General features: G+C 67.1%; 30 protein-coding genes. 12 read left to right on the forward strand and 18 right to left on the reverse strand.

The annotated features are described in order from the left end of the window. Positions 1–87: 87 nt before the first annotated feature. The 4 genes from ACODSD_RS01015 (at position 88) to ACODSD_RS01030 (ending at position 3151) form a co-directional block, all read left to right on the forward strand. A complete protein-coding gene (locus ACODSD_RS01015) occupies positions 88–933 on the forward strand; it encodes a CDP-diacylglycerol diphosphatase (protein WP_488876596.1) in 846 nt (281 codons plus the stop codon). A 176-nt stretch (positions 934–1109) separates the two neighbouring features. After that, positions 1110–1853: a M48 family metallopeptidase gene (locus ACODSD_RS01020; RefSeq protein WP_107800865.1), complete on the forward strand. Its 744-nt coding sequence runs from the start codon at positions 1110–1112 to the stop codon at positions 1851–1853. 321 nt (positions 1854–2174) lie between these two features. Further along, positions 2175–2501 carry a type II toxin-antitoxin system prevent-host-death family antitoxin gene (locus tag ACODSD_RS01025; protein WP_488876597.1) on the forward strand — a complete coding sequence of 109 codons (327 nt, stop codon included), beginning with the start codon at positions 2175–2177 and terminating at the stop codon, positions 2499–2501. Beyond that, positions 2498–3151: an ATPase gene (locus ACODSD_RS01030; protein ID WP_488876598.1), complete on the forward strand. Its 654-nt coding sequence runs from the start codon at positions 2498–2500 to the stop codon at positions 3149–3151. The genes ACODSD_RS01025 and ACODSD_RS01030 overlap by 4 nt, the downstream gene beginning before the upstream one ends. A gap of 25 nt (positions 3152–3176) precedes the next feature. Here the strand turns inward: ACODSD_RS01030 and tcdA are convergent, their stop codons facing one another. Continuing rightward, entirely contained in the window at positions 3177–3977 is an 801-nt protein-coding gene (gene tcdA, locus ACODSD_RS01035; protein ID WP_488876599.1) for a tRNA cyclic N6-threonylcarbamoyladenosine(37) synthase TcdA, read from the reverse strand. Positions 3978–4207: 230 nt separating this feature from the next. Here tcdA and ACODSD_RS01040 point away from each other — a divergent pair, with 230 nt between their 5' ends. Next, complete coding sequence (locus tag ACODSD_RS01040) at positions 4208–4432, forward strand: hypothetical protein (RefSeq protein WP_048413080.1); 225 nt, start codon at positions 4208–4210, stop codon at positions 4430–4432. Between the two features lie 133 nt (positions 4433–4565). On the opposite strand, the gene ACODSD_RS01045 is transcribed toward ACODSD_RS01040, so the two are convergent. Beyond that, positions 4566–4910 (reverse strand): darcynin family protein, encoded by a 345-nt coding sequence (locus ACODSD_RS01045; protein ID WP_488876600.1) that lies wholly within the window; start codon positions 4908–4910, stop codon positions 4566–4568. A 150-nt stretch (positions 4911–5060) separates the two neighbouring features. Here ACODSD_RS01045 and ACODSD_RS01050 point away from each other — a divergent pair, with 150 nt between their 5' ends. The 3 genes from ACODSD_RS01050 to ACODSD_RS01060 are packed head-to-tail and all read left to right on the forward strand — an operon-like array spanning position 5061 to position 7478. Continuing rightward, positions 5061–5675 carry a TetR/AcrR family transcriptional regulator gene (locus tag ACODSD_RS01050; RefSeq protein WP_107800860.1) on the forward strand — a complete coding sequence of 205 codons (615 nt, stop codon included), beginning with the start codon at positions 5061–5063 and terminating at the stop codon, positions 5673–5675. Between the two features lie 15 nt (positions 5676–5690). Continuing rightward, positions 5691–6719 carry a low-specificity L-threonine aldolase gene (ltaE, locus tag ACODSD_RS01055; RefSeq protein ID WP_107800859.1) on the forward strand — a complete coding sequence of 343 codons (1029 nt, stop codon included), beginning with the start codon at positions 5691–5693 and terminating at the stop codon, positions 6717–6719. A gap of 54 nt (positions 6720–6773) precedes the next feature. Next, the gene (locus ACODSD_RS01060) at positions 6774–7478 is read left to right on the forward strand and encodes a substrate-binding periplasmic protein (RefSeq protein WP_227105436.1); all 705 of its coding nucleotides are present in this window, start codon (positions 6774–6776) and stop codon (positions 7476–7478) included. Here ACODSD_RS01060 and ACODSD_RS01065 read toward each other — a convergent pair. Beyond that, complete coding sequence (locus tag ACODSD_RS01065; RefSeq protein ID WP_227105435.1) at positions 7475–8056, reverse strand: TetR/AcrR family transcriptional regulator; 582 nt, start codon at positions 8054–8056, stop codon at positions 7475–7477. The genes ACODSD_RS01060 and ACODSD_RS01065 overlap by 4 nt on opposite strands. Before the next feature lie 106 nt (positions 8057–8162). Between ACODSD_RS01065 and ACODSD_RS01070 the strand changes: the two genes are divergently transcribed. Next, positions 8163–9227 carry a saccharopine dehydrogenase NADP-binding domain-containing protein gene (locus ACODSD_RS01070; RefSeq protein WP_488876601.1) on the forward strand — a complete coding sequence of 355 codons (1065 nt, stop codon included), beginning with the start codon at positions 8163–8165 and terminating at the stop codon, positions 9225–9227. An 80-nt stretch (positions 9228–9307) separates the two neighbouring features. Continuing rightward, positions 9308–11356, forward strand: a complete 2049-nt coding sequence (locus ACODSD_RS01075) for a prolyl oligopeptidase family serine peptidase (RefSeq protein ID WP_488876602.1) — start codon at positions 9308–9310, stop codon at positions 11354–11356. Here ACODSD_RS01075 and blaOXA read toward each other — a convergent pair. Together blaOXA and ACODSD_RS01085 are read right to left on the reverse strand one after the other, a co-directional pair. Continuing rightward, positions 11338–12171 (reverse strand): class D beta-lactamase, encoded by an 834-nt coding sequence (gene blaOXA / locus ACODSD_RS01080; protein ID WP_488876603.1) that lies wholly within the window; start codon positions 12169–12171, stop codon positions 11338–11340. The two genes, ACODSD_RS01075 and blaOXA, sit on opposite strands and share 19 nt — an antisense overlap. Before the next feature lie 96 nt (positions 12172–12267). Beyond that, positions 12268–13095, reverse strand: coding sequence for a helix-turn-helix domain-containing protein (locus tag ACODSD_RS01085; protein WP_235085996.1), 828 nt, complete (start codon positions 13093–13095; stop codon positions 12268–12270). Positions 13096–13202: 107 nt separating this feature from the next. Between ACODSD_RS01085 and ACODSD_RS01090 the strand changes: the two genes are divergently transcribed. Continuing rightward, positions 13203–13736, forward strand: a complete 534-nt coding sequence (locus tag ACODSD_RS01090; RefSeq protein WP_486636043.1) for a carboxymuconolactone decarboxylase family protein — start codon at positions 13203–13205, stop codon at positions 13734–13736. A gap of 95 nt (positions 13737–13831) precedes the next feature. On the opposite strand, the gene ACODSD_RS01095 is transcribed toward ACODSD_RS01090, so the two are convergent. The 3 genes from ACODSD_RS01095 to soxR form a co-directional block, all read right to left on the reverse strand. Further along, positions 13832–14266, reverse strand: coding sequence for a CesT family type III secretion system chaperone (locus ACODSD_RS01095; protein ID WP_227105424.1), 435 nt, complete (start codon positions 14264–14266; stop codon positions 13832–13834). A 63-nt stretch (positions 14267–14329) separates the two neighbouring features. After that, positions 14330–15223: a hypothetical protein gene (locus ACODSD_RS01100; protein WP_488876604.1), complete on the reverse strand. Its 894-nt coding sequence runs from the start codon at positions 15221–15223 to the stop codon at positions 14330–14332. Positions 15224–15438: 215 nt separating this feature from the next. Beyond that, entirely contained in the window at positions 15439–15933 is a 495-nt protein-coding gene (gene soxR, locus ACODSD_RS01105; protein ID WP_488876605.1) for a redox-sensitive transcriptional activator SoxR, read from the reverse strand. A 72-nt stretch (positions 15934–16005) separates the two neighbouring features. Between soxR and ACODSD_RS01110 the strand changes: the two genes are divergently transcribed. Then, entirely contained in the window at positions 16006–17016 is a 1011-nt protein-coding gene (locus tag ACODSD_RS01110; protein WP_488876606.1) for a questin oxidase family protein, read from the forward strand. A gap of 1 nt (position 17017) precedes the next feature. Here the strand turns inward: ACODSD_RS01110 and ACODSD_RS01115 are convergent, their stop codons facing one another. The 10 genes from ACODSD_RS01115 to ACODSD_RS01160 all read right to left on the reverse strand — a co-directional run bounded on the left by ACODSD_RS01115 (position 17018) and on the right by ACODSD_RS01160 (position 24446). Further along, positions 17018–17542: a hypothetical protein gene (locus ACODSD_RS01115; RefSeq protein ID WP_235086007.1), complete on the reverse strand. Its 525-nt coding sequence runs from the start codon at positions 17540–17542 to the stop codon at positions 17018–17020. Continuing rightward, entirely contained in the window at positions 17539–18234 is a 696-nt protein-coding gene (locus ACODSD_RS01120; RefSeq protein WP_227105414.1) for a hypothetical protein, read from the reverse strand. The genes ACODSD_RS01115 and ACODSD_RS01120 overlap by 4 nt, the downstream gene beginning before the upstream one ends. Further along, the gene (locus ACODSD_RS01125) at positions 18191–18778 is read right to left on the reverse strand and encodes a type III secretion apparatus protein OrgA/MxiK (protein WP_488876607.1); all 588 of its coding nucleotides are present in this window, start codon (positions 18776–18778) and stop codon (positions 18191–18193) included. Before ACODSD_RS01125 ends, ACODSD_RS01120 begins: the two co-directional genes overlap by 44 nt. After that, on the reverse strand, positions 18771–19526 hold the full coding sequence (locus tag ACODSD_RS01130) for an EscJ/YscJ/HrcJ family type III secretion inner membrane ring protein (protein ID WP_107800845.1): 756 nt from the start codon (positions 19524–19526) through the stop codon (positions 18771–18773). Before ACODSD_RS01130 ends, ACODSD_RS01125 begins: the two co-directional genes overlap by 8 nt. Continuing rightward, complete coding sequence (sctI, locus tag ACODSD_RS01135; protein ID WP_166454395.1) at positions 19523–19828, reverse strand: type III secretion system inner rod subunit SctI; 306 nt, start codon at positions 19826–19828, stop codon at positions 19523–19525. The genes ACODSD_RS01130 and sctI overlap by 4 nt, the downstream gene beginning before the upstream one ends. 42 nt (positions 19829–19870) lie before the next feature. Continuing rightward, positions 19871–20122 carry a type III secretion system needle complex protein gene (locus tag ACODSD_RS01140; RefSeq protein ID WP_166454394.1) on the reverse strand — a complete coding sequence of 84 codons (252 nt, stop codon included), beginning with the start codon at positions 20120–20122 and terminating at the stop codon, positions 19871–19873. 18 nt (positions 20123–20140) lie between these two features. After that, positions 20141–21322, reverse strand: a complete 1182-nt coding sequence (locus tag ACODSD_RS01145) for a PrgH/EprH family type III secretion inner membrane ring protein (protein ID WP_488876608.1) — start codon at positions 21320–21322, stop codon at positions 20141–20143. A gap of 192 nt (positions 21323–21514) precedes the next feature. Then, positions 21515–22294 (reverse strand): hypothetical protein, encoded by a 780-nt coding sequence (locus ACODSD_RS01150; protein WP_488876609.1) that lies wholly within the window; start codon positions 22292–22294, stop codon positions 21515–21517. Further along, positions 22291–22755 (reverse strand): type III secretion system invasion protein IagB, encoded by a 465-nt coding sequence (iagB, locus tag ACODSD_RS01155; protein WP_304502823.1) that lies wholly within the window; start codon positions 22753–22755, stop codon positions 22291–22293. Before iagB ends, ACODSD_RS01150 begins: the two co-directional genes overlap by 4 nt. Then, on the reverse strand, positions 22752–24446 hold the full coding sequence (locus ACODSD_RS01160) for a HilA/EilA family virulence transcriptional regulator (RefSeq protein ID WP_227105410.1): 1695 nt from the start codon (positions 24444–24446) through the stop codon (positions 22752–22754). The genes iagB and ACODSD_RS01160 overlap by 4 nt, the downstream gene beginning before the upstream one ends. Positions 24447–24611 lie beyond the last annotated feature (165 nt).

Raw genomic sequence — 24611 nt, forward strand, 5'->3', positions numbered from 1 at the left:
CGCCAAACCGCCCCTAGGGGCGGTTTTTTCATGTCCGGGCCCGGCCTTCGCTATAGTGGCGGAGTGGCATCAAGCAAAAATCCAAACATGAAAACCACGCTCAAAATCGCCACCGGCCTGTTGGCCGCGCTGGCCTTGGGGTACTCGGCGCTGTTGTGGGCCGATTCCGACGCCTTGTGGAACATCGTCAGCCGGCAATGCCTGCCCAATCAGCAGGCGAGCGGCCAGCCGGCGCCCTGCGCCGCGGTGGAGCCGGGCAGCGGCGAGGCTGGCGGCTACGCGGTGCTGAAAGACCGCAACGGCTGGCTGCAATACCTGTTGATTCCCACCGCCCGCGTCAGCGGCATCGAAAGCCCGGAGCTGCTGAGCGAGCGCGCGCCGGATTACTGGGGGGCGGCCTGGCGCGCGCGCGGCTTTCTGGAGCAGCGCTACGGCCGGCCGATTCCGCGCGAACTGCTGTCGCTGACCATCAATTCCCAGTACGGACGCACCCAGAATCAGTTGCACATCCACATCTCCTGCACCGACGCCACCGTGCGTCAGCAGCTGGAGGATCTGAAGGACAGCCTGAGCGAGGAGTGGCGCGAGTTGCCGGTGGAGCTGCAGGGCCACGCCTACTGGGCGCGCGCGGTGGCGGCCAAGGCCGACGGCGGCCCGGAGGTGGACCCGTTCAAGGCGCTGGCGGCCGGACAGCCGGAGGCCGGCCTGGACATGGGCCGCTACGGCCTGGCGCTGGTGGCGACGCGGCTGGCCGACGGCCGCGACGGTTTCATTCTGCTGAGCAGCCGCGCCAGTCTGATCGGCGCCAACCGCGCCTCGGTCGAGGAATTGCAAGATCACGCATGTCCGGCGCTGCGGGGCGCGTCCGCCAATGGTTCGGATGCGTTGCGTCGCCGCGACAACCATTCGCAGCCCGCTTCGCCGCCGGTCTAGAGCGGTTCCGGAAAAACCTTTGCGTTGGCAAGGGCTTGTCGGCGATAAGGTCTGAGGGGGCGTGAATCGGCAATGGGTGGGAGTTATGCCAATCGCTTTTCAAGAGAAGGCAAAGCGGATAGCATCCGTCTGCTTTATTTGTAAATTGAATTTGTAAATTAAATGAGACTGACACAATGAAAAAATTCGCTCTGACCGTTCTGGCTGCTGCTTGCCTTTCCGCCCCGGTGCACGCTTTCGATCTGGGCTCCATGATCAGCGCCGGCTCCGACCTGGTGAAGTCCGCCACCCTCAGCGACGCCGACGTCAAAGCCATGGCCGCCGAATCCAGCGTTGTGATGGACAAGAAAAACAAGGTGGCTCCGGCCTCCAACGCCTATTCCAAGCGCCTGGCCAAGATGGTTAAGGGCCTGGACAGCGAAGACGGCACCAAGCTGAACTTCAAGGTTTATCTGACCAAGGAAGTCAACGCCTTCGCAATGGCCGACGGCACCGTACGCGTGTACAGCGGCCTGATGGACAAGATGAACGACGACGAAGTGCGCTTCGTCATCGGTCATGAAATCGGCCATGTGAAACTGGGCCACACCAAGAAAGCCATGCAACTGGCCTACGCCACTTCCGCGGCGCGCAAGGGCGCGGCCGGCAGCGGCAACAGCGTCGCCAGCAGCTTGTCCGAATCCGAGCTCGGCGGCTTCGCCGAAGCCGTGGTGAACGCGCAGTTCTCCCAGTCTCAGGAAAGCGACGCCGACGGCTACTCGGTGGGCTTCCTCAAGCGTCACAACTACAACGTTCAAGGCGGTCCGGCCGCGCTGCGCAAGCTGGCCGATCTGTACGGCAACGACAGCAGCCTGCTGTCCAGCCACCCGGCGCCGGGCGACCGCGCGGTGAAACTGGAAAAACAGATCCAGAGCATGTAAGCGGCATCCGCCCGCACATGAAAAAAGCACCGCCTAGGCGGTGCTTTTTTCATGGCCGCGTCAGCCGCTGTTCAAAACGTGCCGCGCGTCGCGAGCCGTCGCACGGCGAGTGCGACTTGTAGCGTGTGCATCCTGCGCTTTCTTAGCCGCAGCGCCTGGTTTCGCCTTGGCTCGCCAGATCGCGAACGGCTTCTTTGAGCGTGTTAGCCACATATGGCCGGTGAAAATGGCTAAAAAAGACATTTTTTTAGATTGGGGCTATTATTGCCTTATCGTCATTATTTTCCCGGTGGGGCTGCGATGATTACGGAATTGCCCAGCTTGGACGCTTTGCCGCGTCAAAACGCCTCTCAGGTCAAAAATAAATGGGGGGAGGTCGTGCGCCTGGTTCATCAACAGGGCAGCGTGGCTGTTACCAACCATTCGACCGTGGAGATGGTGTTGCTGGACGCCGCCACCTACCGGCGGCTGGAGGGTGCCATTCAGGCGCTGAAGCAGCGCGAGCAAGCGGCGTTGGACGCGCTGAATCAGCGCTTCGATGCTCGGCTGGCCCAATTGCAACAAGCGGGCACGGCACAAAACGTCGATAGTCTGTTCAAGGCCCAGGGCAAGTTAGGCTCGCGGCCCAAGGCCGGCGACGCGTTTTGATCGCCGCCGCCGCGCGTCCCTTCATCCTAGTGCTTGCCGGCGTGAACGGCGCAGGCAAGAGTTCGGTGGGCGGCAGCCTGCTGGCCGAGCACGGCTTGTCCTGGTACAACCCGGACAGTTATGCGCGCGAACTGGTCAGACAACTGGGTTTGGACCTGGACAAGGCCAGTGGGCAGGCGTGGGAATACGGCCGCTCCCGGCTGGAGGCCGCCATCCGCGAGGGCCGCAACTTTGCGTTCGAAACCACGCTGGGAGGCCGGACGATGGCGGACATGCTCGCCGCAGCGGCAGGCAGTCACAATGTCATGATGTTGTTTTGCGGCCTGGACTCGCCGGAACGACACATTGCGCGGGTAGGCTTGCGTGTCGCCCATGGGGGCCACGACATCCCGGAGCACAAGATTCACGAGCGCTGGGTCAGCTCGCGTCTTAATCTGATCCGCTTATTGCCGAGACTGGCCCGGCTGCAAGTATTCGACAATAGCGCTGAAGCGGCGCCGGGGCAGGAGATTCCGGACCCGGTACTGGTGTTGGAAACCGTCAATGGCCGGATGGTGTCGCCAGGGGTGGACGATTTTGCCGCCTTGGCCGCCACTCCCGTCTGGGCCAGGCCCATCGTGCAAGCGGCCATCGAATTGTCGTTGTCTTGAGCTCTCTGCCCGGGTTTACGCCGCGTTAGCCGCGCTTGATCTTGGGCGGCTTGGCCAAGTGCTTCAAGGCCTGCGCCACCGCCACCAGGCCGAAGCTGGCGGTCACCGTCATCGCCGCGCCGAAGCCGGCGCAGGACAGACCCTGCGGGCCGCGCGGCTCCGCGGCGTCGCAAGCCTGCTGCTCCGTGTCCGGATAGATCAGTTGTTCGGTGGAGAACACGCAGGGAACGTGCAGCTTCTTGCCGGCTTCGCGGCTGAACTGGTGATGACGGCGCAGGTTGTAGCGCAGCTTGGACAGCAGCGGGTCGTAAGTGACCTCGCCCAGGTCCGCCACCCGGATCAGCGTGGGATCGGTCTGGCCGCCGGCGCCGCCGGATACGATGAAGGGCTGGCGGCGGCGCGCGCACCAGGCCGCCATCGCGGTCTTGATGCGCAGGCTGTCTATGCAGTCGATGATGAAGTCGTAGTCCCGGCCCAGCAGCTGTTCCAGATTGTCTTCGGTGACGAAGTCTTCGATCTCGATCACCTCGCAGGCCGGATTGATCGCGCGCACGCGTTCGGCCAGCGCGCTGACCTTGGCCATGCCGTAATTGGGGTCCAGCGCCGGCAACTGGCGATTGGTGTTGGACTCGGCCACATTGTCCAGGTCTATCAGGGTCAGCTTGCCGACGGCGCTGCGCGCCAGCGCTTCCACCGCCCAGGAGCCGACGCCGCCGACGCCGACCACGCAAACGTGGGCGGCCTGAAAGCGGGCCAGCGCCTCAGGCCCGTAGAGACGGGCGATGCCGCCGAAGCGGCGTTCCAGATCTGCGTTGTGGGTGTCCATGGCTGCAATCGTCAACAATCAAATCGGCGAAGGATACTGCAAGCCCCGCTTGCTGACCAGTGCGGCGGCCGTGGGCGCGAGGCTTGCCCGCGGTCAAAAAAACTACAGTTAAGTGGCTGATTGCTGGGAACCTTTCGCCGGCGGAGCTATCCTTCTCTTCAGGTCTGTCATGAAGGGCTTCCTGCTCTTCCTCTGGCTGGCCGGCCTTTGTCACAGCAAGGGAGATTCCCATGAAGCAGCAAAGATTCGATATTGATCTGGACAAGCATTACAACGCCACCGTCGTGGTCGCCTGCGAGGAATGCGGCCATGAAATCCGCCATCATCTCAAGTCCCTGCATCCCGACAGCGTGTTGCGCTGCCATTGCGGCGCCCATGTGGCCATGAGCCCGCTGACCGTTCAACAGGCCGAGCGCCGCGTAAGCGAGATCAAGCAATCTTATCGAATCCATTAAGCCACTGCTGACAATCTGAGAGTATCCCCGCCGGCCGTTTCGGGCCGGACTCGCCGGGCATAACCCGGCCTCCCGCAGCAGCGACACGGCGACCGCAAGGTCGCCGTTTGTATTGGCCGGCAGGCTAAGCGGCCTATGATCCGCCTGTGGACAACTGCGCGTCGTAGTCGCGGAAACCGTCCTCCACCGCCGGCAGGATGTCGACGAATTCGAAATAGGGCTCGGTGAGGAGCGGGCTGTCGCGCAGCGCGTCGATCAGATAATAGAAATCCTTGATCGATTCGGTTTCGAACAGCGCGATATCGCTGCAACAGGCGGTGAAGGCCTCGGTGTCGAACCAGCGCATGCGCACCGCCGGATAGCGCGCGTAGATCGGCTTCAGGGTTTCCGCTTCGAACCGGCGGCGTTCCGGCCGGCTCAGGCGCAGCCAGTTGGGGTGGACGCGCAGCAGCGCGAAGAAGGCGTAGCTTTGGCTCATGGTTCCGCTTTCATTGAGGATGGGCGACGCTTTCAATGTATCCGCCCTTGTCAGCGGGTAAAACTCGTGTTTTGCTAAGCGTTTGCCGCCGTCTTTTTGCTGTCGGCCCCATGACGGCGGCGCAAGCCTTCCTCCCTTACGGACCGCCGCATGCCCATGATTCCGCAAGCCCGCAAACAGCCCAGCCAAGCCCGCTCCCGCCATGTGGTGGCAGCCATTCTGGAGGCGGCGGCTCGCATTCTGGAGCGCGACGGCTACGCCGGACTGAGCACCAATAAGGCGGCGGAGCTGGCCGGCGTCGGCATCGGCTCCTTGTACCAGTACTTCCCCAACAAGCAGGCGCTGGTGGCGGCCCTGCACCGCCGCCACGGCGAGGAAACCCTGGCCACGGTGCGGGAGGCCTTGCGGCTGAGCGCCGGCCTGCCGTGGCCGGCGCAGCTGGAGAGCCTAGTGTCCGCCTGCCTGCGCCTGCATCTGGCCGCGCCCGGGCTGCATCGGGTATTGGAACGGGAGTGGCCGCAGTTCGACCCGCCGCCGGCGGACAATCCCTTGGACGCGGCGCTGCTGGACTGCGTGGCCGAGTGGCTGGCCGCTCGCGGCCTGCCCGCCGAGCGCGCGCCGCGCCTGCTGCGGATGGCGGACAGCCTGATACACGGCCTGGCGCTGGAAGACGCGCCGGACGAGGCGGAACTGACGCGCTGCGTCGCGGCGGCCTTGGCCGCCTATCTGACCTTGCCGCGGCAAGACCCCGAGATTTCCCCTTAAGAGAAGGAGTTGATCATGCAATGGATTGATGTGCGCAGCGATACCGTGACCCAGCCGACGCCGGCGATGCGCGAGGCGATGTTCAACGCCGAGGTGGGCGACGACGTCTACGGCGACGATCCCACGGTGCAAGCGCTGGAACAGTTGGCCGCGGAGAAGCTGGGCAAGGAGGCGGCGCTGTTCGTGCCCACCGGCAATTTCGGCAACCAACTGGCCATCTTCACCCACTGCCAGCGCGGCGACGAGGTGATTCTGGAAGAGAGCTGCCACATCGTCTGGCACGAAACCGGCGGCGCGGCGGTGATAGGCGGCGTGCAGTTGCGCGCCGTCGCCGGCGTGGACGGGGTGATGGCGCCGGAGGCGATAGAGCAGCGCATCCGCGTCGGCGAGGACATCCACTGGCCGCGCACCGGCTTGATCTGTCTGGAGAACGCGCACTGCAACGGCCGCGTGATTCCCTTGGCGGCGATGGCCGCCAGCGCGGAAGTGGCGCGCCGCCACCAGGTGCCGGTGCATCTGGACGGCGCGCGCATCTTCAACGCCGCCGCCCATCTGGGCTGCGAGGCGCGCGAGATCGCCCAATACGCCGACACGGTGATGTTCTGTCTGTCCAAGGGCCTGGCCGCGCCGGTGGGCTCCATTCTGGCCGGCAGCGCCGATTTTATTGCCCGCGCGCGCCGCAACCGCAAGCTGCTGGGCGGCGGCATGCGCCAGGCGGGGGTGATCGCCGCGCCCGGCATCGTGGCGCTGAACGAGATGGTGGACCGGCTCAAGGACGACCACGCCAACGCCCGCTACCTGGCCGAGCGGCTGGCGGCGCTGCCCTGCGTCGAGGTGAGGCTGGAGGACGTGCACATCAATATGGTGTGGTTCCGTTTCACCGCCGACATCGACGTGGCTGAACTGATGGCCGCGTTGCGCCAGGCCGGGGTCAAGGCCAATCCGCCCGAAGGCGGCCTGATGCGCATCGTCACCCATTGGCAGGTGAGACGCGAGGACCTGGACCGGCTGGTGGAGACGCTGCAACGGGTGCTGTCCGACTGAACCGAGGCCCGGCGGCTATAAATAAGCAGCTGCGGCGTGGAAAAGGGAGGCGGAATGAAACAATGGCTGGGCGCCTGCTGCGCCGCGCTGGCCTGCGGCGGGGCCCCGGCGGGGGCTCTGGACGAAGTGCGCTTGTTCAGCAGCGGCGATCCGCCCTATGTGGAACTGGGGCCGGACGGCCGGATCAGCGGCGGGCTGGCGGTGGCGCCGGTCCTGGCGATCCTGGGCAAGCTCGGCCTGCCGCCGTCGCGGATTGAAACGGTGCCGTGGGCGCGCGCCTACGAGGAGGCCAAGACCCGGCCGGGCGCGGCGATCTTTCCCATCGCCAAGACCCGGGAGCGGCTTAAACATCTGGACTTCGCCGTCAAGCTGCTGGATTCCGACGTGTATTTTTATCAGCTGGCGTCGCGACGCGACATCCAGGCGCCGACGCTGGCGGCGGCCAAGCGCTATTCGGTGTGCGTGGTGCTGGGGGATTACCGGCAGGAGTACTTGAAGGAAGAAGGTTTTCCAAGACTGGACCCGACCTCGGACTCCAGCATCAACGTCAAAAAGCTGGTGTCCGGCCGCTGCGATCTGCTGCCCGCCACCGAGATAGGCATGCGCAGCAAGCTCAAGTCCCTGGGGCTGGACGCGTCGCTGGTGCGACGCGGCATGAAGCTGGCGCAGCTGGACAGCGCGCTGTACGCCGCCTTCAACCGCGGCACCGCGCCGGCGGTGATCGCCCGTTTCAAGGCCGCCGCGCGGAGCGCGGATTAGGTCTTGGCAGGCGGCAGCGGCAAGGCCGCCAAGGCCAGCGCGGCGTCTACGGCATGGCGCTGGGCTTGCGGCGCCAGCGTTTGCTCCCGGCCGTTGCCGCGCAGGATGGAGAGGCCTTCGATCAAGGCGACGATGAGCGCCGCGCGCTCCCTGACGACGCTGTCGGGCGCGTCCGTCTGAGCCTCGCGGCGCAGCAGCGCGCAAACCCGGTCGGTATAGCCGGCGTAGAAGGTCTTGAGCGCCGCATCGGCGGCCTCGTTGCGGCTGGACAGCGCCCACAGCTCCCAGAGCAAGGCGCAGCCGCCGTGTTGAAGCTGGGTCGCCAGTACAAAGTCCAGCGCGCCGGCCAGGCTGGCGGGCGCGTCCAGCATCAGTTCATCCCAGTCTTCCAGGTAACGAACCATGACGCCTTCCATCACCGCGTCGATATTCTTGAAGTAGTACTGGACATGGCTGATGCCCACCCCGGCTTCCGCCGCGATGGCGCGCATGCGGAAGCCCTGCCCGCCGTCGCGGGTCAGCACCCGCATCGCCGCGCGTAGAATCGCTTCCCGTCTTTCCTCTCCTTTGGCCGACATCTTTCCTCCTTCGTGATCGTCCGGCATGGCTGAAGCGCCAGTTTAATTGTTCAAACGACCAAGTTCATGTTTTAATATTGGTCAATTGACCAAAACTGAGGTGGGCATGACTTATTCCAGCGTTGTTCTTGTCGGCGGCAGCGGCGTGGTGGGCGCGCAAGTGGCGTCCTTGCTGGCGCGGCGCAGGCCGGATCTCAAACTCGTCATCGCCGGCCGGCGTCTCGACGCGGCCCAGGCGGTGGCGCAGCGATATGGCGCCGAGGCGATGGCGATGGACGTGAACGCGCCGGCGCTGCCGGAATCTCTCCAGGGCGCGCTCATCGTGGGCTTGGTCAACGATGCGCATGACCGGCTGTTGCGCCTGGCCCTGGCCCAAGGTCACGCCTACCTTGACGTCACCCGCTGGACGGAGCGGCTGAAGCAGGCCTTGCTGACGACGGCCGCTTACGGGCCTCCCCGCGCGCCGGTGGTCTTGTCATCGGCCTGGATGGCCGGCGCGGCCAGCCTGGCGGCGCGCGACGCGGCGAGGGCCGTCGCCGAGGTCGAGCGCGTCGGCATCGACATCCTGTTCGCGATGGCGGATCAGGCGGGGCCGAATTCGACCGCATACATGGACCGCCTGTCCGAACCGTTCCACACCATGGAAGGGGGGAAGTGGGTCAAGCGCGGCGGTTTTCTCGATGGCCGCGTCGCGGACTTCGGCGTCGGCGGACGCCATCGGGTTTACCGTTTCGATACCCCGGATCAAGCGAATCTGCCCGCCATCGTCGGCGCCGCGCAGGTGGATGCGCGCATCGGCTTCGACGACGGCAAAGCCACCGCCTTGCTGCATGTGCTGGTGCGCAGCGGCGTATGGCGGCTGCTGTCGCGGCCGATGTTCAACAGCGCGCGGCAGGCGCTGCTCTACAACCCCGGGCCCGGCGCGGCTCACCGCATCCGCATTGCCGTCGAGGGCAAGGACGCCGCCGGCAGGCCGTGCGGAAAAACCGTGCAACTGGCGGACCCTTTGGGACAAGCGCATCTGACGGCCTTGGGCGCTGTTTTGCAGATCGAGCATTTATTGGGGGCGGACGCGCCGCCCGCCGGCGTCTATCTGGGGGAAGCGCTGCTGGACCCCGAGCACGCCTGTCGCCAGCTGCGGGGGGAGGGGGTGGAGATCAGCGCGGTCTGAACTTCGGGCGCAGCGGGCATGGCGCATTTGGCGTTGGCGGCGCGGGGTGCTAACCTCGCGGCCATTGATCCGCAATTGTGATGACGCCGATGTCCGACTATAACGCCCTCGATCCCCATGCCTGGCTGGAAAACCTGGACGATCCCGCCGCCGCCGAATGGGTGGCCGAGCAGAACGCGCGCGCCCAGGCGCGGCTGGACGCCGACCCGCGTTTCGCTGGCCTCCGCGACGAAATCCTCGCCCATCTGCGCGATACCCGCCAGATCCCGTTCTGCGCCGAGCATGAGGGCTGGCTGTACAACTTCCACCAGGACGAAGCCCATCCGCGCGGCATTTACCGCCGCAGCACGCTGGCGGCCTACCGCGCCGCCGAGCAGGACTGGCAGACCGTGCTGGACATCGACGCGCTGGCCGACGAGGCCGGCGAGGACTGGTATCTGGACGGGGTGTCCCACTGCACGCTGGCGCCGCTGCAAGCCATGGTGCACCTGACCGCGGGCGGCGGCGACGCCGGCATCGCGCGCGAATACGATCTGGCCGCCGGCGCGTGGCGGCCGGACGGTTTCAGTTTTCCGGAAGGCAAGAGCCATGTGGCCTGGCGCGATCCGGACAGCGCCTGGGCCTGCCCCGGCTGGCCGGGCGCGCCGCTGACCCGTTCCGGCTATCCGCGCGAAGTGTGGCTGGTGGAGCGCGGCGAGGAAGGGCGGCATGCCTGGAGCCAGGTGTTCTCCGCCGGCGAAGACGCGATGATGGTCGCCGCCTGGCGCTTCCTCGACGCCGACGGCGCGACGCTGGACCTGATCGAGTGCTCGGACAGCTTCTACAGCAAGACCTACCATCTGATCGACGAAGCGCTGGAAACCCACGCGCTGCCCTTGCCGCCCAAGGCGGAGCTGGAGGCCTATCTGCACGGCGATCTGATCGTCAAGCTGGCCGAGGATTGGGACGCCGCCGGGGCCCGCTATCCGGCCGGCGCCTTGCTGGCGGTGGCGCTGGAGCCGCTGCGGCAGGGACGGATAGACGCGCAATTGCTGGTGGCGCCGCAGCCGCGGCTGGCGGTGGAGTCGGTGGAGACCACCCGCGCCAGCGTGGTGGTCAATCTGCTGGACCAGGTCAAGAGCCGGCTGCTGGCCTTCGACAAGATCGACGGCGTCTGGCGCGAGCGCGCGCTGCCCACGCCCAGCGGCGGGGTGATCGAGTTCGCCGACCAGCCCTGGGACAGCGATATCCTGTGCTACAGCTTCAGCGATTTCCTGACCCCCACCGGCCTGTACCGGCTGGACGTGGCCAGCGGCCAGCAGGAATGCCTGCGTCGTCAGCCGGAGGCTTTCGATCCGGCCGACTTCGTCGCCGAGCAATGGCAGGCGCGCGCGCCGGACGGCGAAAGCATTCCCTATTTCGTGGTGCGCCGCCGCGACGCGCCGCTGGACGGCGCCACGCCCACCTTGCTGTACGGCTACGGCGGCTTCGAAGTGCCGATGATGCCTTACTACGTGGAGAACTTCGGCCCGCACTGGCTGCAACGCGGCGGCGCTTTCGCGCTGGCCTGCATCCGCGGCGGCGGCGAGTTCGGCCCCGGCTGGCACCAGGCGGCGCAGGGCGTGAACCGCCAAGTGGGCTTCGACGACTTCATCGCGGTGGCGGAAGACATGGTGGCGCGCGGCCTGACCGCGCCGGCCAAGCTGGGCATAGAGGGCGGCAGCAACGGCGGCCTGCTGGTGGGCGCCTGCATGACGCAGCGGCCGGAATTATTCGGCGCGGTGGTGTGCGAAGTGCCGCTGCTGGACATGCTGCGCTACACCGAGCTGCTGGCCGGCGCCAGCTGGATAGACGAATACGGCGATCCGGAGGACCCGGCGCAGCGGCCGGCGCTGGAGGCGTATTCGCCCTACCACCGGCTGCGCGGCGATCTGGCCTATCCGCTGGCCCTGTTCACCACCAGCGCCAAGGACGACCGCGTGCACCCGGCGCATGCGCGCAAGATGGTGGCGCGGATGCGGGAGCTGGGCCACGACGCGCTGCTATTGGAAACCGAGGCCGGCGGCCATAGCGGCAACGCCGGCCAGGAGCAGACCGCGCAGGAGTTGGCGCGGGTGCTGGTCTATCTGTATCAGCGGCTGATGGATTGAGCGGGGGCGGGCGCTGCGGCGAGCGCCGGCAATTCCTCCAGGAAGGCCGCGCGCGAGCGCACGCCGGCGGTGCCCGGTTCCTTCTTGTCGTCCTGGATCAGGCGCACGAAGACCAGCGAGCGTTCGCCCTTATTGGCCCAGCCCACGTACCAGCCGTACGGGTGTTCCTCGTCGAACTCGCCGTCCGCCTTGCGCGGATAGGCCATGCCGGTCTTGCCGTGCGCCTGCCAGCCGTCCGCCGCCGCGCTGGTTTCCACGATCTTCATCGTCAGTTCCTGCGCGCGCTTGGACACCGGCAGTTCAAGATTGACCAGCTTGCGCAGGAAGGCCAGTTGCTCCAGCGGCGACACCTGCAGCGAGGAGGCGATCCAGGCGCGTTCCAGTCCATTGTGCTTGCCCGGGTCGCCGCTGAAATCGGCGTTGCCGTAGCCGAAGGCGTCGGCGTAGCGTCCTAGCTTCTCCTCGCCCAGCGACTGGGCGATCTGCTGCGAATACCACACCACCGAATACTTCAGCCAGCGTACCGGATCGGTGGGCTGTTTCCAGTTGTCGCCGCCCCAGTCCACATAGCCGTCCCGGTAGGGCAAGGCCGGCTGGTGTTCGCTCTTGAGGAAGCCGGAATCGAAGCCCATCACGCTGAGTGGAATCTTGAACGTGGAGGCCGGGGTGTAGCGTTGTTCGCAGCTGCCTTGTCGCAGCAGGATGTCGCCGCTTTTGGCGTCGGCCAGCAGCGTGCACAGCGTGGCGGCGTGGACGGGCAGACTGAATAGGCCGGCGCAGAGCAGCGCGGCGCCGGCGAGGCGTGGTGTGTTCATGATGTTTCCCTTGATGGATTCAGCGCGGCATCCCTTGGACCGCGCGGTCTGAAGTCAGATGGGGGGGCGGATTCCAAAGTTCCACGCGCGGGCCGCTCAGGAGGCCGCTTGCCGCTTCAGCCAATCGCTGGGCGGCAGCCCCAGCCTCTGGGCAAACACCCGGCTGAGCGCGGCGGGGCTGGCGTAGCCCACTTGCGCGGCGATGCGTTTGATCGGCTGGCCCTGGCGCAGCTGATGACGGACGACGGCCAGCCGCCAGTCGGTCAGATAATCCAGCGGGGCGAGGCCGACTTGTTGCCGGAAGCGGGCGGCGAAACGCGCGCGCGACATGCCGGCCTGCTCCGCCAGCAGTTCCACGGTCCAGCCGCGCTCCGGCCGCGCGTGGATGGCGTTGACGGCGCGCGCCAATTTGGGGTCGGACATGGCGGCGAAGATGCCGCTGTGGATCTGGCCGCCGTCAATCACCACGCGTATCGCCTGGATCAGGAAATACTCCATCAAACGGTCCAGCGCCGCCTGGCGGGCGAAGCGTTCGGAGAAGGCCTCGTCGAACAGCAGCCGCAGCGTGGGCAGCAGGCTGGGCGTATCGTCCAGATACAGCACCAGGCATTCCGGCAGCGCCAGCGCCAGCGGCCCGCCGGTCTGGAAGCCCAGGTCCAGCTTGGCGCAGACCAAGTCGGCGCCGCGCTCGCCCTCCGGCAGCAGAATGTGGGCGCTGGGGCGGGGAAACAGCAAGGCGCAGGGGCGGTCGGTGTCCAGCACCAGGACGTCGCGCAAGGTGCAGCGCAGGCGGCCGCCCTTGAGCAGATGCAGATGACCGGCCATTGCGCCAGGGTCGAAGTCCGCCAGATGACATAGATTGCCATGATGGAATACGCGCGCGGAGAAGGCGCTTTGCTGCAGCAAGGGCGTCAATAGGTCCATTTCGATACGATCTGCAAAGTTTTCGAGACGATAGGCTTCTGATTGTATTGCAAGATGACTTCTGTGCAGTCCCCATCGTCGTTCAACTCGAGAGTCAGGAGCCCATCATGCCCCGCATCCCCACCGTAGATCGCCATCAAGCCAGCCCGGAACTGAGCGCCGCCCTGGACGCCGTCAAGGCCAAGCTGGGCAAGGTGCCCAATCTGTTCGCCACCTTCGCCCAGTCTCCGGCGGTGTTGAACGCTTATCTGGGCTTCTCCGAAGCCCTGGCCAAGGGCAAGCTCAGCGCGCGCCAGCGCGAAGTGATCGCCTTGGCGGCCGCTCAGGCCAACGCCTGCCAGTACTGCCTGTCCGCCCATACCCTGATGAGCAAGGGCGCGGGCCTGAGCGAGGCCGACATCCAGGCGGCGCGGGCCGGCCAGGCCGCCGACGCGCAGACCGCCGCGATCGCCAGGCTGACCGGGCAAATCGTCAGCCAGCGCGGCGTGTTGTCCGATCAGGACCTGGCCGCGGCGCGCGCCGCCGGCGTCGACGACGGCCTGCTGGTGGAGGTGATCGCCGCGGTGGCGCTGAACACGCTGACCAATTACGCCAATCTGATCGCCGGCACCGAGATCGATTTCCCGGTGGTGGACTTGTAGGCGGCGCTTGCCGTTGATTGAGCGCGGCCGAGGCTTGACCGGCGTACTGGGGTATGCCGGCGGCCTCAGCCGTTTTCGTGCGGGTTTTGTCCTGCTCAGCAATGCAGCCGGGCGTGGCGCTGACGCAGCGCCTGCGGCGCGAAGGTCGACGCCGCCGGTTCCGGCGCGCGGCAGCACTGTTCGGCGCAATCGCTGATGCGCTCCAACTGCCGCTGCAGCGCGGCGGCGTCGCAATCGGCCAGCGGCTGGCGGTTCCACAGCACCCAGTCCTGGCTGTGCTCGGATTGGCCGATCACCGGCTTGAGCGGATCGTCGCTGAACAGATTCTGCCGCAGCGGCGGCGCGTCCGTTTGCGCCTGTTGCGGCGACAGGCAGCAGAACATCAGCAACTGGCGCGCCGGCTGTTCGCTCAGGTGCACCGCGTGTTCGCCCACTTGCAAGGTGAACAGACTGTCGTCCATCCGTTCCGGCGGCTGCAGGGACAGAGACTGGCAAAGCTGGGCGACGGCGTGTTGGAAAGGCGTGGACATGGTTTTTCTTTTTTGGATGAGGGAAGGGAAGCCGGCCGCGCGCGGCGGCCGGCGGCATGGTGCTTACTGTCCGGCGTTCAGCTTGGCGCGCAGCTCCTGCATCAGCGCGGCTTGCGGGCCCGCCGGGGCGGATGGCTCATCCAGCCAGCCTTGCAGCAGCGCTCCGCCAATCGCGGGCATGGTCTTGGCCAGTTGGAGCTCGGTCATCTGCCACAGCGGCGCGGAAACCTCGATGGAGGTTTTGCTGAACGCGCTGCCGGTGCCGGCGTCGGCATGGCGATGGCTCAAGGCCAGGGTGCGCATCGCCGCGCTTCCGCACTGCTTGAGCGGCCCTTCCGGCAATTGCGACAACATCTCGCGGTGCAGGCGGGTGACGTCTGCGCCGCTGGCGTGCAGCGCGTGCAGGTCTTGATCGCTGGGCAGCGGCAATTGTTTCAGGGTGTCCTTGATTAGCGCGGCAATCTCAATGTGGCTGAGCGAGTCCGGCGCCATCTCTCCATTCGCCATCTGTTGTTTCACGTTCTGCAATTTCTCGTGCGATGCCGGCACGCGGAAGGCGCCGTCCATATTGCGCTTATCCGCCAGGCTGGCCTGGAACGTGTCGCACAGGCGGCAGAAATTGGCGGCGAACGACACGGTGAGAGGAGACACGGGCGCTTGCGGCGCGCTGGCCGCGGCCGGCTTGGCCTGGCCCGTCAGCTTGCGCACCCAGTCCGGGATCGCGCCGAAGAAGCGGGCGACCCGGCCGCTCAGCGGCTGGAAGAAGCGGCGCACGTCGGACAGGCATTCGCTCAAGACCGCATGGGCTTTGCCGCGGCTTTCGGCGCTGTCGTCTATGCGCACCGGCTTGCCCTTGAGGCTGCCGGTCTGGGCGACGGGGGTCTCCGGGGCCTGGGCAGGGGCGTGAGAGGGGCTGGCGTTGGGCCGGACGGAGGGAAAGCCGAGAGGCAATAGCATGGTGGCGCTCCAGTGGCGTTGAAATGGGCGCTATTACACCGCGCCGTTGCGACAGCGGCTTTCAGGAAGCGCTCAGAACCTGTTTACGATCTGCCGGGCGTCGGCGGGATGGATAGAAATGGGCGTTGAAACCAAGCTCAAAATGCTCATGCACCACGTGTTCTCAGCCGCAACGCCTTGTCTCGCTCTAGCTCGCGAGACTTTAGAACAGACTCTCAGCCTGGTGGTTGGCCCGGCGCTTCCGCCGGCGGTTCGCCTATCAGGTAACGCGGTCCGTCGCCCAGGCTGGCCGCGCAGTCGCTGGGGTTGTACAGCGCGCACTGGCTCAGCGACAGGCAGCCGCAGCCTATGCAGTTGCCCAGCCGGTCGCGCAGCCGGGTCAGTTCGTCTATGCGCTGCTGCAAACGCGGCAGCCAGTCCGCGGACAAGGCCTCCCAGTCGCGCGGGGTCGGCGTGCGCTGGCTGGGCAGCGCGGCCAGCGAACCGCGGATGTCGTCCAGGCTGATGCCGACGATCTGGGCCGCGCGGATGAAGGCGACGCGGCGCAGCGCGTCGCGCGGGTAGCGGCGTTGGCCGCCGGCGGAGCGGGCGCTGTGCAGCAGGCCCTGGGTTTCGTAGTAGCGCAGGGCGCTGGCGGCGACGCCGGAACGGCTCGCCAGCTCGCCTATGCTGAGCCAGGGAGAGGGTTTGGCCATGGGGGCGACGGGCATGCGCGGACTCGCTTGACTTAAAGTTGACTTTAACTTTTATCGTAAGCGCATGGATTTTTCAAGGAGGACGCCATGAACGCGCCAAGCCGTCACACTGAACTGCATGCCTTGTTGGACGCCAACCATGAGTTTTCGCTGATGCACAGCGACACCACCAACCATTGTCCGATGGCGCTGACCGCGCTGGCGGAAATGGGGGCGGAGCCGCATCAGCTGCGGGCATTCTTCGACTTCTGGGAGAGCGAGCGCGCCGAGCCGGCGGAGCCGGTGGAATACGATATCGGCTGGGGCCGCTGGGACGCGGCCTTGGGGCGGCTGGACGCCTTCCCGGCGCTGCTCCGGGTGATGGAGGAGCGGGTGGCGGCGCGCGGGGTGGAGGACACCGCGCGGCAAGTGTTGGCCAGCCTGCCGTTCTCGCCGGGCGGGGGCGCCTTCCACCCGCTGATCCGGCTGGCCTTCGCCCTGCGCGCCGGCCACGCCGGCGAAGCGGCGGCGGGGCTGGCCTATTATCTGAGCGGCTATCTGCGCCTGCCCGCCGGCCTGGACGCGCAAGCGCCGGCGACTTCGGCGGAGGACGGGCTGGCGCGGCTGTCGCGGGCGCTGGCCGGCTGGAACAGCCCGGATTACTGGATACACGATCGCTTCGACGCGGTGTTGGCTGATCCGCGCTTCGCCGCCGCCTTGCCCGGCGCGCCGCAAACGCCGGACTGGCTGGACGCGCTGGCGCGGGCGGCGCTGCGGGTGTACTGGCAGACCGACAATTTCACCGCGCTGCACATGGTGACGGCGACGCTGGCGCTGCGCGACGTGCTGGAGCATCTGCCCGGCTTGCCGGCGGAGGATTGGTACCCGGCTTTGTGGCAGACCTTTTGCGTCGCCTATGTGTCCATCGGCGCGCCGGCGCTGGAGGCGGAGGAACTGCCGGACGCGCAGCCGGCCTGGCCCTTATTGCTGCAGCGCGTGCTGAACGTGCGCAACGAGCATGTGATCAAGCTGGTGTACGCCTGCCATCGCGAGTTCCAGCGCAGCGGCGACGCCTTCTACCACGCGGCGGCGGCGCGGGCCTTGTGGGACGCGGTGTGAATCACCAGTCCTCCATCTCCTTGGGCACGCCGCCGGACATGATGGCGTCCTGCATCCATTGCTGCATCATGCCGGCAACGCCGATATTGCCCACCAGCGAGGTCATCAGCGCGGTGTGCAGCGGCGAGGCGGCGTCGATCTGTTCCAGCGTGCGCTGGATCATGTCGTTTTTCTGCTTCAAGGTGGTGAAGGCCAGTTCGCCGGTGGCCGGGTCTTTGAATTCGCCCAGCAACTTGCCGACGGCGTCGGCGTAGCGCTGTTTGTCTTCTTGCGAGTCGGACGCCGGCGGCGACAGCTGGCGCAGCGCCGCGAGGAAGGCCACCGCCAACGGGTCGGACTGGAAGTCCGGCCATTTGTGCGGCGGCGGCTCCACTGGCTTGGCGTCGTCGGTCGCCGGGGTTTCCGTCGGCGGCGCGGCGCCGTCGGCGTTTTGCGCCGCGGCCAGCAGCCGTTGCTGCAGCGGGACGATGTCGTCGCCGGCCGCGGCGGCGCGGCCGATGGCGGAAGGGGTCAGCGAGGGGATCATTCCGGGCTCCTGTCTGCGGCGGTCAAGGCCGCCAAGTCTTGTTCCAGTTGCGCGATCAAGCCGCGCAGCGCCTGCTCCGACAAACGGCGGCAGTCCTGAGGCAAGGGCTCCAGGCATTGCAGCAACTGGCGGCTGGCCGGCTCCACGTATTGTTCCGGCGAGAATTCCGCCGCCTGGTCCGCGCAGCGCATCATGAAGCGCGTGTCGGCGTGATAGTCGATCTGGATGGCGCCGGGCCAGTTTTCCGTCAGCAGCGTCATCAACTGCGGCTGCAGCGCGCGGGCGCGCTTGGGCAGCTGCAGATAGAGGGTGGCGTCCGGCTGATCCAGGCCGCGCAGCCATTCGTCCAGCAGCAGCAGCAGGGTGTCCGGATGGTCCACGGCGGCGCTCAGCATGGCGCGGGCCTCTTGCTCCAGCCGCTCCCGCCAGTTCCAGGCCATGGCCTGGCCGGCGGCCAGATGGGCGGCCGCGTGTTCCAGCGCGGCGAGCATGCCTTGCTGATAGCCGTCCTGGCAGGCTTGCCGGCGCAGGGCTTCGGCCTGGCGCTCGGCGTCGCGCAGCACGCGCTGCGCCTGTTGTCGCGCCTCGCGTTCCAGCTGATCGGCGCGTTCGGCTCGGCGCAGCTGGCCGCGGCGCACCAGCACGCCTTCAGCGGCGGTCGGAGGGCGGGAGGTGGGGATGTCTCTGGGCATGTTGTAGGGCCAAGGTCAGAATCAGGGCGTCGGCGGGCGGCTGCGGCGGCGCGGCGTCGGCCTCCGGCGGGAACTGCAGCGGCAAGCGTTGCGCCAAGGGGCGCGGCAGACGCTCGCGCCAGGCCTGCAGGCGGCCGTAGCCGGTCAGCAGCAGCGCGCCGTGGCTGAGCGCCGGCCGCTGCGCGGCGGCGGCGTCCGGCGGCAGCGCCACGGCGGCGAAGTCCTGCGCCCAGTCCGGCAGCCGCAGCAGGCCCGCCTGCCAGCCCAGGCCGGCGCGCAGCGCGTGGCAACCCAGCAAATAGGCGGTTTGCGGCAAGCGCCGCCAGTGGCGCAGCCATTGCCGCGCCAGCGGGTCCAACTGGGCGTCGGCGCAGTCGCTGTCCAGCCGATAGGCGGAGATCAGCAGCTCATTGGCCGCCGCGCGCGCGGCGGCGGAGGCGGTCAGCGCCGGCGGCAGAGCCAAGCGCCGCGGGTGCAGATAGGCCAGCGGGTCGTACAGCAGCGCTTGCAGCGCCGGCGAGCGGGCCGCGGGCCGGCTACTCATGTCCGGCCTGCGGCTCGGCGGCCGGCGGCTCGGCGACGGGTTTGGGCGCGCGGCGCTGCCACAGCCAGGCCGCCGCCGCGCCCAGGAGGGCGATCAGCGCCACGCCGGCCATCAGCCAGCTCAGGCCGGAGCCGCGCTCTTCCGCCGGCGCGGTGGGCGCCTGCTGCTGCGCCTCGCTGCGCCGCGACAGCACCACCGAGATATTGTCGTAATCGATGTCGGCGAAACTGTTCTTCAGGAAACGCTTGATATCGTTGACCATTTGCTCTGGGTCCACGTCGCGGTCGTACACCGCCAGCGCGGACAGGTGGATGGGTTTGGCGGCGCGGCCGCCTTCGCCGGAGTCCAGGTCGTAGCTGACGTGCACGCGCGCGGACAGCACGCCGTCCATGGTTTGCAGCGACTGCTCCAGCCGCTGCTCGATGGCGGAGTACAGCCGCGCCTTTTCAGCGCGCGGCGAGGACACCAGCGAATCCGCCGGGAACATCTGCGCCACTTCCACCCGCGGCCGCGACGGCAGGTTGTAGGCCTTCAGCCAGTCCACGGCGGCGGCGAAGTCCGGCTGCGCTACGGCGATGCTGAAGCCGGTCTTGCCGCGGTCGGTCTTGTCGGCCTCGATATTGTGGCGCTGCAAGACGGCGATCACTTCATTGGCCTGCTGCTGATCCAGGCCTTTGAGCAAGTCCTTCTGCTGGCAGCCGGTCAGCAGCAAGGCCAGCAATACGGCTTTGAAACCATGGCGGATCATGAGCGCAGCAGGCTTTCTACCGCGCCCACGGTCTTGCGGGTGAGGGTGCTGATCATGGACACCTCCAGGTTGTAATTGGAGGTGCGCTGCTGCAGCTCCATCAGCACGGCCGGATTGCTCAACAGGCCCGGCTGTTCCAGCCGTTGCAGAATGGCGTCCTTCTCCATGCCTACGCCGACGGCGTTTTGCGAGAAGGCCTGGATCAGGCGATCGTCCAGCGACACGAGATTGTGCTCGGAGCGGGTGATGTCGCTGACCTGGGCGGTCAGCGAATCCAGAGAGAGGGCGGCGATGGGGGTCATGGGCGGACTCCTGAAGCGCCGGCGCGTGGCCGGCGTCGGGGTTTAGCGGAAGTTCTGGATGATGGCCGCGTCGATGTCCTTGAACACTTTGACGGTGTTGGACTGCGCATTGCGGTACAGGTTGTACTCGGACAGCTTGCTTTGGTAGTCGGCCAGCAACTGGGGGTTGGACGGGTTGCCGTTCAGCTTATCCAGCGCCGTGGTCAGCTCGCCCTGGAGCTTGCTGGTGCCGGTGTCGAACTCCTTGGACATGTCGCTGAGGGTCCAGTCCGGATTGGTGATATCGATTGCCATGGTGGTTTGCCTTTGGGTTTACAGAGGTTTGGGGAAATACCAGTGGCCGGTCGCCATCTTGACGTAACCCTGGTTGCCGTACTTGAAGGACTTGCCCTTGAGCCAGTCGTCCTTCAATTCAATGGCGAATTGCACGTAGCGGCCGCCCCACTGGCGGTAGTAGTCGTCGACGAAGCGGCGCGCGCGCAATAGTTCGCCGTCGTCCAGCGCGCCCTGGATCACGAAGGTGATGCCGTTGGGCTGCTCGCTGCGGGTGAAGGGCAGCGCCTGGCGCGACAGGCCGGTTTCGGCCTGGCTCGCGGCAGCGGCGTCGTCCACCGGCACGATGTCCACCGCGTCGGCGTAGGGCATCTGCTCGGCCAGCCGCTGCGACAGCGCCTGGCTGGCCGGCCCGCCCAGCGCGGCGCGCTGTTGGCTGACCCACAGCTGCGGCCGGCGAGGGTTGTCCAGCTGCAAGCGGTAATAGGGCAGGTGGGGGTAGTTATCCGCCAGCCAGCGGCCCATGCGTTCGTTTTCCTGCTGAGGGCTGAGCACCTGCGCCGGGCGGTTGTAGTCGCCGCGCGCCAGCACTTGCCGCGCCCAGGCGCTGTCGCGCTCATTGGCAGCGGAGACGTAGAACACGCCGTCGCGGCCGGGCAGCACCTGGAAGCGCTGGCTGTCTCGTCCCAGCAGCGCGTTCAATTCCGAGGCCTGGCGTTGCGGGGTGTTCCACAGCCAGTAGCCGCCGCCGGCCAGCAATAGCGCGGCGATCACCGCCAGCGCCACCGCGGCGGCGGCGTGGCGGCGCGCCGGTTTTTGTTCCGGCGGCGGCGCGTCCTGGCCGTGGCCCAGCACTTCCGGCGACCAGGACAGGTGCTCCGGCCGCAAGGCCAGTTCCAGCGCGCCGATGCGCAGCGGGCGGTTGAATTCGGCCGGACGCTCGTCCACGCCGGCGTCGCGCAGTTCGCGCAGCGTCACCCGGTCGGGTTCGGCGCGGTCGATCAGCACTTCGAAATTGACCCCGCCTTGCTCCAGAGGAATGAACAGGGCGTCTGCCGGCAATTCCGGCAACTGGCCGGCCTCGGTCAGGGCGGCGGCGGGGCCGACCAGGAACAGGGTCTTGCCTGGCTGCAGCAGGAATTCGCAGCCGCGCAGCGGGCTGTTGAGCAGGCGGACCACGATGGGCGCCGGCGCGGAGAGAGTGATGTCTTCAGCTGCCATGGTGTCTGTCGGTGAGTGCGCAAGGTTCTGCGATGTTGGCATCCACTTTACGGACATGCGGGGACGGATTCCTGATGGAAAACCGATGAAATCTCGGGAGGGGAATCAGATTCGGGGAGGAGGGAAAAAGCATGGCGGCGTGCCGCGGAAGCGGCGGCCGCCATGTAAAGGGGGATCGGGAGAGTTGCGGAATTACCGCAGCTGAGCGCTGGCGGCCCGCGCCGCCATTTTTTGCTGTCGCTCTTTCAATTCGTTAATGAGCTCCGCTCCCGCCGGCGAGGCGGCAGTGGGCTTGGAACCCGGCTCCTTGCGCAGTTTCTGGCTTTGTTCGTCACGCAGTTGCTGGATATCGGCCGCGCTGGCCGCCGCGATCTTGTTCCAGGCGCGCGCCGGGCCGGCCGCCGGGGCCGCGGCGTTGACGGGCGGCGGCGGCGGGGGAGGCGGCGGAGGCGGTGGAATCTGACCGGGCTGCGTCGGCTGCGGCGCGGCGGCCAGGACCGGGGCTGCTGGCGGGGCTGCCGCGGCCGGCGCGGCTTGTACGACGGCGGCCGGCGCTTGAGGCGCCTTGGCCGGGGCGCGCTTGCCGGCGGTGTCCGCCAGTTTCTGCTCGAAATCCTTGAGCGCCTCGGGCGTCATGCGTTGGCGCAGCAATGCCATCGGGTCGCGTTTGGGCATCGGCGCGGCGTCGGCGCGGGCCGGGCCGACGTCCGCCAGGGGCGCGGGCTGCCGCAGTTTGGCCATGGGCCGAGCCGACGTTTCCGCGCGGGCCTGGGGCGCGGCTTGCTGGAAAGCTTGCCGCAGCAGGCCTATCGAGCGGCCGGGCTGCGCCGTGCGCGGCGCGGGCTGGGGCGCGGCGCCCTGGCTGACGCCGCGCAACTGGGCGGTCCAGGCCGAGGAGGGACTGGGCTTGGGGGCGGTGGGCGGCGGCGTCGCGGACAGCGCGCGCGGGGCGGGAGAAAGCGAGCGAATCATGAGAGCTCCTTGCTTGGGGGTGGGGCGGCTTGGCGCAGCTTCTGGTAGCGCCGCCACACTTGCTCGGCGTAACGCATGCGCAAGGCGCGGCGGCTGGGCGCGGTGCCGGCGTTGTAAGCGCCCACCGCCTCCCAGGAATAACCGTAACGTTTCATCATCTCGGCCAGGATGGAGGCGCCGACGACCACGGACAGACAGGCGTCGCCCATCAGCTGCGGTTCGGTGACGCCCAGCTGGCGCAGCCGCGGCAGATGGGTGCTGTTGATCTGCATCAGGCCCAGGTCCCGGCTGCCGTCGCGGTTGCGGCCCACCGCGTCCGGCTTGAGCCCGGACTCCTGCTGGGCGATGGCGTAGAGCAAGTCCGGCGCGATATTGAACATGCGGCCGGCGCGATCCCAGCAGTCCGCCCGCGCCGCGCCGGCACACAAGAAGAGGGCGGACAACAGACAGACGCGGATCACGCGGCCTCCGGCTGGCAGGGCTGAGCGTGTTCCGCCAGCTCGCTCAGTCGCGGATCGTGGCGCCAGGCCTTGATCCACAGATAGCCTTCGGCCTGCAATTGGCGCCAATGCTGGACCGCGGCCTCCGGGCCCTGCGCGGCCAGGATCAGCGGCAGCAGGCTGGAGCGCACCTGGCGGCTGTCCACCTTGGCGAGGAAGGCGCGCAACGCCGGCAGCGCCGCGTCGCCGCGACGGCAGTAGTCCACGTAGCTGTGATTGAGGGCGAGCAGGCCGGCTTCCTCGCCGGAGTCGCGCACCGCCTGCACCAGCTCGTCGGCTTGCGCGTGCTGGCCTTGCAGCCCCAGCAGCAGCGCCAGCACGCTTTGCAGCACCGGGTGGTTCTGGCCGTATTGGCAGAGCTGGCGCTTGCCCAGCGATACCGCGTCGTCGATGCGGTGTTCGTAATAGGTCAGCCACAGCTTCAGAATGCTGGCGGAGATGCGCGAGGGGTCGCGTTCCAGGCAGGCGTCCAGCGCCTGCTGCGCCTGGGCCAGCTTGCCGGACAGGAATAAATGCCAGGCGTGGTAGTAATGGATGTCGACGGCATCCGGCGCCAGCAGCCGCGCCTGTTCGAACAGCGCCTCGGCCACCGCCTGCTCCGAGCGCATGCTGCTGAGCAAGGCCAGCAGTCCCAGCGCCTGCGGATTGGCCGCGTCCAGTTCCACCGCCTTGTTCACCGCCTGTTGCGCCTGGATCAGCGCCTGGGCCTGGTCGAACAGGCCCAGCTGGGCCAGGGTCAGATAGCACTCGGCCAGGCTGCAGTAAGGCAGCGCGTGGCTGGGGCCGGCGTTGACGCACTGGCGCAGCAGCATCAGCGCGCGACGCAGGCTGGACGGGGTGTGCTGCTGCAGTTCGTGGCGGCCGTTCAGATAGGTGATGGCCATGTCCAGCGAGCCCAGCTCGTTGTTCTGGCCCTGGTTCCAGCGCAGGCCGGGAATGCGTTGCGGCAACAGGCTGGCCAGCCGGGTTTGCAGCGCGGTGATCGGCTGTTCCGGGCTCAGCTCTATGCTTTCATGGTGGATCAGCTGATGGCCGGCGGCGCGCACCAATTCCACCCGCAGCTTCCAGACGCCGCCTTGCTGCAGGGTCTGGCCGGCCAGGTAGTAGTCCGGGCGCAGCTGATCGATCATCGCCACGATGTCGGTGACGTCGCGGCAGTTCTGGGTGATGGTGGCCGGCAGCACGATCAGGCCGAACGGCGAGTAGCGCGACAGGCATTGCACCAGAGCGTTGTGCAGGCTGACCGCGTCCAGCTGCGGATGGGTGCGGAAGGGCAGCACGGCCACCGAGCATTGCGCCGCCAGCGGCGTGGGTTTGGACACCATGGCCACCGGGCGGCTGAAGCGATAGCCCTTGCCGTACACCGTGTCGATATAACGGCAATCCTTGGTTTCCAGCAGGATGCGCCGCAGCGCGTAGATACAGCGGGTCAGCGACTCTTCGTTGACTTCGCCGTCCGGCCAAACGCGGTCCAGCAGCGCGTCCTTGCTGACCAGCTCTCCCGCCGCTTCCAGCAGGGTGGTCAGCACAGCCAGTTCCTTGGGCGGAATGCTGATCTGCTGCTCGCGGTGCAGCAGCATGCCGTCGAAGTGAAGGACGAAGTCGCCAAAAACAAATTGCCTGTTCATGAAGCCATCTTTATGTAACGCCATCTTCTAGTTCCTCTTGCGCGCACGGCGCAATAGCGCATGGCGGACCATGCGGATCGAGTCGACCAATGCTGCGACTTGTGTGCTATTCCCCGTAGCATCGCGGCATGTCGGCGTGTTTTTTGTTCGGTGGATCTGTTGGGTGATTTGCGCTGGTTCTTGGGGCCG

The sequence above is a fragment of the Chromobacterium sp. FG22 genome (assembly GCF_057809415.1).